The organism is Methylococcus sp. S1M (assembly GCF_051295855.1).
Taxonomy (GTDB): domain Bacteria; phylum Pseudomonadota; class Gammaproteobacteria; order Methylococcales; family Methylococcaceae; genus Methylococcus; species Methylococcus capsulatus.
This window is the reverse complement of sequence record NZ_JBPDXO010000009.1, coordinates 36,199-46,834: the sequence shown is the minus strand read 5'-3', so window position 1 is coordinate 46,834 and position 10,636 is coordinate 36,199. Positions and strand designations below refer to the sequence as shown.

10 protein-coding genes are annotated in these 10,636 nt (G+C 64.1%); 7 read left to right on the top strand and 3 right to left on the bottom strand.

Going from position 1 to position 10,636, the window contains the following annotated elements:
- Positions 1-2 precede the first annotated feature (2 nt).
- From ACSHWJ_RS14080 to ACSHWJ_RS14050, 7 genes are all read left to right on the top strand, one after another.
- On the top strand, positions 3-1,505 hold the full coding sequence (locus tag ACSHWJ_RS14080; RefSeq protein ID WP_432539981.1) for a hypothetical protein: 1,503 nt from the start codon (positions 3-5) through the stop codon (positions 1,503-1,505).
- Positions 1,506-1,507: 2 nt separating this feature from the next.
- Positions 1,508-2,305 carry a hypothetical protein gene (locus ACSHWJ_RS14075; RefSeq protein ID WP_435920368.1) on the top strand — a complete coding sequence of 266 codons (798 nt, stop codon included), beginning with the start codon at positions 1,508-1,510 and terminating at the stop codon, positions 2,303-2,305.
- 16 nt (positions 2,306-2,321) lie between these two features.
- Entirely contained in the window at positions 2,322-2,723 is a 402-nt protein-coding gene (locus ACSHWJ_RS14070) for a hypothetical protein (protein ID WP_432539983.1), read from the top strand.
- Positions 2,724-2,743: 20 nt separating this feature from the next.
- The gene (locus tag ACSHWJ_RS14065) at positions 2,744-4,480 is read left to right on the top strand and encodes a hypothetical protein (RefSeq protein WP_432539984.1); all 1,737 of its coding nucleotides are present in this window, start codon (positions 2,744-2,746) and stop codon (positions 4,478-4,480) included.
- Positions 4,481-4,488: 8 nt separating this feature from the next.
- Entirely contained in the window at positions 4,489-4,860 is a 372-nt protein-coding gene (locus tag ACSHWJ_RS14060) for a hypothetical protein (RefSeq protein ID WP_435920366.1), read from the top strand.
- A complete protein-coding gene (locus ACSHWJ_RS14055) occupies positions 4,857-5,051 on the top strand; it encodes a hypothetical protein (protein WP_432539986.1) in 195 nt (64 codons plus the stop codon). The genes ACSHWJ_RS14060 and ACSHWJ_RS14055 overlap by 4 nt, the downstream gene beginning before the upstream one ends.
- Positions 5,052-5,224: 173 nt before the next feature.
- Positions 5,225-5,995: a DNA adenine methylase gene (locus tag ACSHWJ_RS14050; protein ID WP_432539987.1), complete on the top strand. Its 771-nt coding sequence runs from the start codon at positions 5,225-5,227 to the stop codon at positions 5,993-5,995.
- A 57-nt stretch (positions 5,996-6,052) separates the two neighbouring features.
- Here the strand turns inward: ACSHWJ_RS14050 and ACSHWJ_RS14045 are convergent, their stop codons facing one another.
- From ACSHWJ_RS14045 to ACSHWJ_RS14035, 3 genes are read right to left on the bottom strand one after another with little or no spacing between them, the layout of a single operon-like run.
- On the bottom strand, positions 6,053-7,651 hold the full coding sequence (locus ACSHWJ_RS14045; protein ID WP_432539988.1) for a formylmethanofuran dehydrogenase subunit A: 1,599 nt from the start codon (positions 7,649-7,651) through the stop codon (positions 6,053-6,055).
- A 15-nt stretch (positions 7,652-7,666) separates the two neighbouring features.
- Positions 7,667-8,356: a DUF1826 domain-containing protein gene (locus tag ACSHWJ_RS14040; protein ID WP_432539989.1), complete on the bottom strand. Its 690-nt coding sequence runs from the start codon at positions 8,354-8,356 to the stop codon at positions 7,667-7,669.
- 15 nt (positions 8,357-8,371) lie between these two features.
- Entirely contained in the window at positions 8,372-10,501 is a 2,130-nt protein-coding gene (locus ACSHWJ_RS14035; RefSeq protein WP_432539990.1) for a TonB-dependent receptor, read from the bottom strand.
- Positions 10,502-10,636 lie beyond the last annotated feature (135 nt).

Here is a 10,636-nt window from a genome sequence, read left to right as displayed (position 1 = left end):
AGGTGATCCTTCTCCAGGAATTCGACTACTACGACAGCAGCGAGAAGACGCTGTATCTCGCCTACGGCCGCGGCTACGACAGCGGCACCGGGATCTTCTACCGCCCGGCGATCATCCAGCCGGCGAAATACAGCCGCGACGCCAGCCTGATGCAGTTCGGCGGGAGAGCCAGCTCGAGCTATGGCGAGGCGCTCATAGCCAACGGCGACGGCTGGTTCGACTATCTGAATGGAGCCTGTTTCGAGGGCCGCGAGATGCGCATGTACACCCTCGGTGACGGGCAGCCGTATCAGGCGCGGACCCTGGTCATGCGCGCCATCATCGACGCCGTGGAGTGGCGGATGGACCAGATATCCATCCGTCTGACCGACAATGGCAAACTCCTCGACAGGCCGCTGCAGCCGGCCAAGTACGGCGGCACCAATGTCCTGCCCAACGGCATCGACGGCACGGCGGACGACATCAAGGGGCAGAGCAAGCCGCGCATCTACGGGCGCGTATCGCTGATGGGGGCCGTCGAGGTCAATACCTCCAAGCTGGTATTCCAGGTCAACGACCGGCCCGTGGCCCAGATCATCAACGTCTTCGACAAGGGCGCCTATCTGGCCCGGTCCGGCAGCACCTATGCCAGCCAGTCGGCCATGGAGTCCACTGCGCCAGCAGCCGGAGCGTTCAAGGCCTGTCCGTCCATCGGCTGCTTCCGCACCGGGTCCACGCCTTTCGGCGTGCTCTCGGTCTGCGTCGCAGAGAGCTTCGTCCCGTCCGACATCAGCGCGGCGGGCGTCATCCGGAGGATACTGGATGACATGGCCATCCCGCCGTCATCCTATTCGCTCCAGGACTTCGCCGATCTCGACGGCAAGAACTGCGGTCCCGTCGGGGTGGTGGTGCAGGACGGCGAAACCGCCTGGTCCGTCATCGAGCGCGTCGCCGCATCGGTCGGCGCGTGGGTCGGCTTCGACGCGCTCAATGTCTTCCGCGTGGCCAGGCTCGACGCTCCTACAGGCGCCTATTCGGCAGTCATCGACGATACCGTGATCGACTCGATCGCCAGACCCCTCCCAGCCGTCGCTCCGGCGTGGAAGATGACGCTGGAAGGCGATACCAACTATGCCGTTCAGGACCGGAACTCCCTCGCCGGCATCGTGTCTGACGCCCGGGCCGCCTGGCTGGGCGCGGCCAGCCGCTCTGCATCGGCGTCGGATGCCTCCGTCAAGACCATCCGGCTGAACGCCCAGGACTACACCGCGTCGTCGGTGCAGGTCTCCCTGTCGCAGCTCCAGGCCGAGGTCAACCGCCGCCTGAACCTGCTCAAGAACCGGCTCGACACCGTGGCCGTGACGGTGCGCGATTCGCCGGCCTCGTGGCTTGGCCGCGCCGACATCGGCACCGAAGTGCTGCTGAAGACCCGCTGGTACGGCTACGACGCCGGACGCCCCATGATCATCACCGGACTGCGGACCGACTTCCTCCGCAACCAGCTCGATCTCACGTTGATGGGTTGACGATGGCATTTTTCCTGCTCGGACATACCAACCAGATCGACTCGGCGACGCTCTCGGGCGGATCGTGGAACAGCCTGTATCCGCTGACGAACCTGCAGGATACCGCCCTGGCCCGCGTCGCGCGCAGCGCCGGCACGACGCCCGCCGCCAGCACGGTCGTGATCGACTGCGGAGCGGCGCGGGACATCCGCACGCTGGGGTTGGTCAACCATAACCTCCGGCCTGGCGCCGCCACGGTAAGGCTGGAAGGTTCCGGCTCGTCCGGTTTCTCTCCGCCCGTCGCCGACAGCGGCGCCGTCGCGGTCTACCCTGACAATGTGTCGGCATTCCCGACGTTCACGCTGGACCTGGGCGCAGTCTATACGGCCCGCTACTGGCGCATCACGATTTCCGACTCCGGCAATCCGGATGGCCACATCAGGCTGGGCCGGGTTTTCCTCGGCGACGGATGGCAGCCCACGGAGACGAACTTCGAGTGGGGCAGGATTCTGGGCATCAAGAACCCATCCACCGTCTCGGTGCTGCCGGGCGGTCGCCGGATCGTCGACGCGCGCAGTCCATGGCGCACCGTCAAATACCAGTTCTCCGACCTCTCCCGGACCAATGCCCTGCGCGAAATATTCCAGATCGCCTGGACCCACGGCCTCGACAGGGAAGTGCTGGTCTTCGAGGACCCGGCAGACACCGCTTATGCCGACGTAAGCAACTTTCTGGCCACGATGCGCCAGCTCCCGTCCATCGAATGGCCTTATCTGAGCGGCCACTCCGCCGCTCTGGAGTTTTCAGAAATCATCGCCTGACAGAGAGGTGACAGACATGGCAAACACGCTCTACCCGAAAGGCAAGGAGGCTTTCCTTTCCGGCTCGATCAACATGGCGGCAGACACCATCAAGGTGGCTTTCATCGATACCGGTACCTACACCTACAGTGCGTCGCACCAGTATTACTCGTCGGTCTCCGGGGTGGTTGGAACGCCGCAAGCGCTCAGCTCGAAGACCGTCACCAACGGCGTATTCGATGCAGCCGACGTGACTTTCACCGCGCTTTCAGGCCCTTCCGTCGAAGCCATCATCATCTACAAGGACACCGGCAATGCCGCCACGTCGCCGCTGATCGCATACATCGACACGGCGTCCTCGGGGCTGCCGTTCACGCCCTCGGGCGGAGACCAGCAGATCGTATGGGACAACGGGCCCAACAAGATCTTCGCGCTCTGAACTGAGCGCAGGGGATACGGGTGGCCAGCGTCACCTTGCGTCCGTCGTCCATCGTCGACGACGGCTCGATCGGCACCTGGAGCTGGTCCAATCCAGGCAATGCGGCATCGTCCGACAATGCCTATGCGACGGCGACGCCGTCCTCGCTGTTTCCGCAGACCCATTACCTCAAGTGCACCGGGCTGGGTTCGACGATCCCGGCCGGCGCAACGATCCTCGGGTTCGAGATCGGCAGCGAAGGAAAGACCAGTTCGACGGTAGCGCGCGACAATGCCGTCCGCCTGGTGATCGGCGGAGCGATCCAGACCGCCGACCAGTCCAGCGCGACCGACTGGCCGACCGCCGACGGCACGATCCTGCGCGGCGGCCCGACCAACCTCATGGGCACGTCGGGTCTCACCGGCGCCGACATCGACGCCAATTTCGGCTTCGCCATCTCGGTCAAGTACGTGAGCGGGTCGCAGAAGACGATCTCGGTCGACGACCTCTGGATCACCATCTATTATCAGGACCCTCCCGTAGCGGCGGCGGGCATCGCCTCCACGGCCGCGGCCGGGTCGCCCGGCATCACTGGGATATGCAATGCCGCAGGCGTCGGCTCCGCCGTCTCCTTCGGCGCGTCCGTCGTCATGCAGGCGCCCGTATCGCCCGTCGGCATCGCCTCCACGGCGGCGGCCGGGTCGCCGATACTTCCTCATCCCGTAGCGGCGGCGGGCATCGCCCCGACGCTGGCGTTCGGCCTCGCCACGCTGCCGCCGCCGGCGCGCCCCACCGGCATCGCCTCCACGGCCGCGCTCGGGTCGCCATCCATTGCCGGCAGGGTATCTGGACAGGGCATCGCCCCGACGCTGGCGTTCGGATCGCCGCTGATCCTGCACAAAGGGGCTCTCTACCGCGAGAACGCCACAGGCTTCATCGTCCGCCGGGAAAATCCGGGAACCGGCTATACGCTGCTGACGGAACCAACCACCGCTTCGGCCTGGCGGACGCTCGACATCTATGGCGTCACCAGCGCGTGGCACCCATCCGACGACCCGCCCGCCCAGGAAAGCGCCGCCCCCACCGTGGACTACAGCAACGTCACCGGCACCAAGCCGCCGGCGGACGCCACCCGCAACCAGATATACATCCAGTCGGGCACGCCCTCGTCGCCAGTCGCCGGCGACCTCTGGTTCGACACCGCCAACAAGACCTGGGCCACCTGGACCGGCTCGCTGTGGCAGGTGGTATCCGACGTGACCGCCTACAAGACCGCCGCCTCCATCGCCGGGCAGGGCGCGTTCGCGACGCTCGATGCGATCACGGCCGCCAATATCCGCAGCTACATCAACGACGCGATCATCAACGGCCACCAGCTCGCGGTAGGTGCTGTCAGCACGACTCGTGGCGCATCGGGGACGGTACTGGTCGCCAGCGGTAGTGAGGTGCAAACCTCGACCGGCTATAACATTCCGGCGGTGGCAAACGCCGCTCTACGGGGCACCGCCTTCGCGATACTTCTGGTATGCAACTGGCGTTACAACGTCAGTTCGGCCGCCGGTTACACGATCACCCGCCGCATCAAACGGGGCGCCTCCGTGATTGCGGAGGTGTCATTCGATGCCGCTTACGGACCGCACCAGTCGGTGATGGTGATCGACACGGCGTTCCCTTCGACCGCGGCATTCACTTACTCGGTCTACGCCCAGCACAACCTGGGCTGGGACGTGAACATCGACAGTTCGATTCTCATCCTGGAATTCCGGAAGGACGGTTAACCATGCCCATGTATGCGATCAGCCGCGGCGATGGATTTGTCTTGGAGACATTGACGATCCCAGCGGCGGAAAAACCTTTGTATGAGCGGCGATTGGTCGAGGTGACGGCGGTCGTGAACGGCCTGACCCACTACTACGATGGGGCGAACGTGCTGCCGCGGCCGCCTTCGCCGGTCACCTGGACGGACGCTTCAGAGAGCAACGGCGGGGCGTTGCTCGACGTACCGGCCGGAGCGATCGTGCGCATCGACGGCGAGGGTGTCGTGTCGCTGGAAGGTGGGCGCGAGGATCTCGAATTCCCGATGCCGGGCACTTACCGCGTGACGGTGGAAGCGTTTCCGTACCTGGACTTCGAAACATCCGTGACGATCGATCTATGACCATCACCCACCGACGCCCCTACGACGCAGCCCGGCGCCTGCAATACCCGCAGCTCACCGACCAGCTCGACGCGATCTACAAGGGATTTGTTGCGATCCGCGATAGCGGATTGATCGTGCTACCGGCCGAAACTTTGGCGTGGCTCGACCGAGTTGAACGGGTCAAGGCCCGGTGTCCGAAGGCTGGGTGAGCAATGAGAACTTGATGATGTAAAGACAGCGACCGGCCGAGTGCTACGAACACCCGGCCAGCCAGCCGACCCGCAGCGTATACCTGCAAGCCAACCCAAGGCTGCCACCGAATGGCCACTCGGTGTGGCAAGCCTAGTGGATTTCTAACGTTTGAAAAAGAGGCTTGCGACACATGCAATGTAAACCCATCGTGCCCTGGATCGGCGGCAAGCGCCGTCTGGCGCGGCATATCCTTCCTTTGTTCCCGCCCCATGACTGCTATGTCGAACCGTTCTGCGGCGCGGCCGCGTTGTACTTCCTCGAGGAGCCGGCCAAGTGCGAGGTCATCAACGACATCAACGGCGAACTGGTCAACCTGTACCGGGTGGTGCAGCATCACCTCGAGGAGTTCGTCCGCCAGTTCAAGTGGGCGCTGACCTCCCGGCAGATCTATGAATGGACGAAAGCTACGCCCGAAGAAACGCTGACCGACATCCAGCGGGCCGCCCGGTTCTTCTACCTGCAGAAGCTGGCGTTCGGCGGCAAGGTGGAGTCCAGGACCTTTGGCACGTCGACCACGTCCGGCCCCCGGCTCAACCTGCTGCGGCTCGAGGAGGAGCTGTCCGCGGCGCACCTGCGGCTGTCTCGGACCACCATTGAGCATCTGCCATGGGAGGAGTGCATCCGCCGTTACGACCGGCCACACACGCTGTTCTATCTCGACCCGCCGTATTGGGGAACGGAGGGTTACGGAGTGGAGTTCGGGTTGGAGAATTACGTCCGTATGGCGGAGCTGGCTCGGACGATCGAGGGACGGATGGTTATCTCGGTGAACGATATCCCAGAGATGCGGGCAGCATTCGAAGGGCTGCCCGCAAATTACGCCGACCTCTGTTACTCAGTCGGTGGCGGTAAGCGATCCCGCGGATCGAGCGGTGAACTGATCATTCGGAGCTGGACGTGATCTACGCGGCACATGCGTTGCTCATGAGGTTATTATGTTTCCCCACGCGCAAAATCGTCATGGACGATTTATCTCACAAATTCGTGGCCGTTTATCGCGCGCGGCTTCACGATCGACTACGGCGCCCTCGCGAACCACGAGTCTTCCGCCTTTCCATACCCATGCCGCATCGGCGAACATCGCCCGCCTGTCCGCCTGGGGCCGGTAGACCGCGACATCGGCAATGGCTCCGGGACACAGGTGGCCACGGTCTTCCAAACCCAGAAGACGCGCCGCCGCCGCCCGTGTCATGACCGCAACGTCATGGAGGGAAAACTCCCGGCGCAGGTGGGGCAAAAGCGTCAAGGCCAGCGCCTCCTGATCGAGCCGGGCCATGACCGATGCACGATAGTCGGCGTCCATCAGCAAGCGGATCAGTTCCGGATAGGCGGTGAAAGGCGCGCCGTTGGGATGATCGGTGGTGAAAAACAGGCGCCAGGGGTCTTCCGCCAGCAGGAAAATCTCGAGACCGACGGCCCACTGCAGGGTGTTGACGAAACTCCGCTCCCGGTACCGGTAAGGCACCACCCCACCGGCGCCGTCACACTCGGCCTCCCACACCGCCCATTTGCCGGGGCTGGCGTCGCCGTGGCGGTCGTACTGCGCGATCACGTCGCCGGAAACGGTCACCGTCTGCCCGAACAGCACCTGACCCACATCCATGGTGATGTTGGGGTGGCGGTGGAAGGCCTCCATCAGACGCGCCGCGCCCGACGAAAAACCCTTGGCGCCCTCCTTGCCGTAACCGTAGAACTGGACGTGCGCCAGATGCATGGGCAGGCCCTGCGCAGCCTCCATGGTGGCGACGGCGGTTTCCACGTTGCCCGGCACACCCAGATTGTTGCAGTGGACGTGCACGGGATGCGGGATGCCCAGCTCGCACACGGCCCGCTGCAGCGTTTGCAGGATCTGGCGGGAGCTGACACCGTAGTACGGCACCACATCGTCCAGATCGAACTGGCGCACGTTCCATTTGAAGGCCGCGGCCCCGCCGGCGTTGATCACCTTGAGTCCCAGGCAGCGGGTAGCGCGCAGCGTCCATGCCACGTAGTCGTTGACCTGCGCCTGGCCGGCCTTGCCGCGCAGCAATCCCAGCAGAAAATCGTCGCTGCCCAGGATGGCCAGGCCCGCCGTATCGACGATGGGGATGTCGGCCATCTGCAGATGGGCGTCCAGGGCGTTGGCCGGCAGCACCGCCGGCTCGACCACGGTGGTATACCCCATCCGGGCGTAACGGTGGCCGATGTCGGCGCTCGACCATTCGGCCGTACGGCCAAGTCCGGCGGGAGCCAACGGGGACCGCAAAGCAGGCCCCGAAGGGGCGAATCCCATGGATGGCGTGAGCCCCGGAGGATTTAGCCACCGCGCCATCGAGTTCCGATGCTGCTCCGGCAGAAGCACCCTCGCCGTGTTCACGTTGCCGCCGGCGATATGGCTGTGGATGTCGATCGCTCCGGCCATGAGGATATGGCCCGAAAGGTCGTGCACCTCGTCGATGGCGGCATCGGGCCCCGGATCGGCGGCGACGCGCCCATCCCGGAAATACAGATCACGGATCTCCCCCGCCCAACCCTGCACCGGGTCGTAGACGGACGCGCCTGCAAGTTTGGTCAGCACGCTGCAACCCTCCCGCTATAGGACCAGGTCCAGGATCAACAGCAGACGGCGCGGCTGTTCGGACGTTGGCCTGGGAGAGCGGTGCACGACGCCGGGATAGTCCCTCCCCGGCCAGGTGGCGCCCTTCATCAGGGCGACGGCATGGGCAGGCATGGCGCGCACGCCGCCGAGAATCAGCCCGGAATCCTCGTCGGCCAGACCTTTCGAACCGGCCAGCCCCAGCTTGCTGCGGTCGACCTCGTCGTCCGCCAGCCACTCGGTCCCCAACCCGCCGTAGGTACACACCAGCCGGCAGGGTACGAAATCGACATGGAAGCGCGGGCACATGGCCTGGTTCAGCGTGCGCAGACGCAGCCCAACCGAGCCGGTTTCGAACAGGTCGCAGAAGGCGGCGGTCAGCCGGGCGACGTCCCGCCACCATGGATCATGGCCCTCCAGCTCCCGGTATTCGGGCAGCAGCGAGGAAAAATCGAAATGCTCGAAGGACAACGTCTGCGACGATTCGATTGCGTCCCCGCGCTTCAGCAGTTCACCCACGAAGCGCCGGATCGCGGGCTCGGGCTCGCGCCGGATCAGGCAGAGATTGACGTCATCCTGATAGATGCATGCCAGATCGGCGAACTCGTCGGAGATGACGGCGGTCCGGACCGCTGGAGTCTCACGCGGGGGGGCGGCGGCGTTCATGGCATACCGGTGTGCAGGCATGTGTTCTTGGAAGGGTCAATAGGTGATCCGTAGCCCCAACTCCACCCCGCGCCCCGCCTCCGGCGCGAAATAGCGCAGATAGGAGGTGGAGTTTCGGAGGTTGTCGTTGAGCAGGTTGTTGCCTTGAGCGAAGACCAGCACTTCGGCGTCCTTGAATGCCTTGACCTCGTATTGCACACCTAGGTTGAGCAGCACGTAGCCGTTGGTCATGGCGTCGTTCTGGCCGGCATAGATCTGCTTCTCGCCGCGAGTCAGCCGCAGATTGCCGCTCCAGTGCTCGTCGTAGGCATAGTCGAGCTGGAAGCCGTAGCGCAGCGGCGGCATGCGCGGCACGTTGCCGCCGTTGACGAACTGGCCGCGGGTGAAGTCGCTGAACAGGGTCAGATCGATCACGCCGTAATGGTTCTCCATCAGCGGAAATCTGACGTTGCCTTCGTAGCCCAGGAAATACGCGCCGGCCTGAGTGGTCTGCACCACCGGGAAACAGGCGCCCGGACTGGTGCACACTTTCTCGAACTGTTCGGTATCTTCGTTGAACACCTCATCCGTGATCTGCTGGTAGATGTAGTCGTTCACGAAATTCTGGAACACGTTGAGCTCGGCGCTGACTCCCCGCCCTTTGTAGCGGTAGCCCCAGTCGAAGTTGTAGGAAGTTTCCTCGGTGAGATTGGGATTGCCCAGCTCGTAGCTGTGGGTGGCGTCGTGTATCCCGTGCGTAAACAGCTCCTGCACCTGGGGCGCCCGCTGCGACCGGGTGACGGCAAAACTGACGGAATTTTCGTCGTCGAACTTCCATTGGGCCGAGCCGGAGGCACTGATCGGCGCGTAACTGCGGTTGGGACCGCCCTGCGGATCGACGGAGTCCGATTCCCCGCGCAGCCCTAGTTCGTAGAAACCCGCACCCAGCTCGAAGGATTCGACGGCGAACACGCCGTAGCTGCCGAGTTGGGACTTGGGCACCAGCGCGTCGGGCGAACCGATCTCGATCGCCTCGAAATCCGCCGAGCTCATCTGCACCCCAACGACGCCCTTCAAGATGCCGATCGGCTGGTGGACCACTTCGAGACGGCCTTCGTTGGTCGTCTTGTTGAACCGAGCGGCCGCCACGCTGTCATCCAGCTCGGTGTGGGTGTAATTGACGTGGCCGAAGCGCATGCGCACGGCCTCGACGAAATCCACCGGCGCATTCAGCTCGCTCTTGAAGTCGTAGCGCGACTCCTTCAGGTTGATGCGGGTATTGCCTCCGCCGGGAGATCCGTCGGGTGGAATGCCGTAGTTGTTGCCGAGATAGTTGATCGACACCCCGGCGAAGCCCGGCTCGCCCACCAGGGAAAACCCGGCGGAACCGCCCTTGGCCCGATTTTCGGTGTTGGGGATGACGCCGTAGGAATTCTGGATCGGGCTGCCTTGCAAAGCCAGATCGGTCTGGCGCGCCTGAGTCTCGGCGATCGCCGGACCGCCAATGTGCAGATTGTTACCATCGCGGTAAAACCCGTCCAGATGATAGGACACCAGATCCTGGCCGCCCTCCACCTTGAGATTGGTCGTGGTTTGGCCCGAGACCGAGTTGAACCGCTGTTCCCCGGTCACCGTCATCGGCTTGTCCGGCACCAGCGAGGGAATGCGGTTGTCGAGGACGTTGACGATGCCGCCGATGGCCCCGCTGCCGTACAGCAGGGTCGCCGGCCCGCGCAGTACTTCCACGCGGTCGGCCAGCACCGGCTCCACCGCATTGGCATGGTCCGGGCTGATCTGGGAGACGTCGCCGGTGCCTATGCTGTTGGTCATTACCTGGACACGCGGCCCCGTCTGCCCCCGGATCACCGGTATGCCTACGCCGGGACCGAAGGATTCGCTGGTCACGCCGGCTTCCTGCTTGAGGGTTTCACCGATCGTGCCCCCGATTTTCCGGCGCAATTCGCTGCCCGTCAGCACGGTCACCGGCCGCGCCATTTCGGAGACCTTTTCTTCCAACGGACTGCTGATGACGACCGGTTCGAGCTGCACGGGAGCCGGCTCCGCACCGGAGGCGGGCCGATCCTTCCCGCCAGGGACCTGCTTGCCCTCCGGCTCGGAAACCTCGGCGGCATGGAGCGGCACGGCCAACACGATGAAGCACGAAGACAGGGAAAATCGTTTGAGCATGACGCCTCTTGAATCCGTACCTATGTTATATCGTCACTTGTCTCGCACCGGCCGCCCCGCAATCTTCCGACAAGCACTCGCGGCCAACCCCAAGAGCCATTCCGGCGGCGGGCGGAATTATATATGTTATAAAGT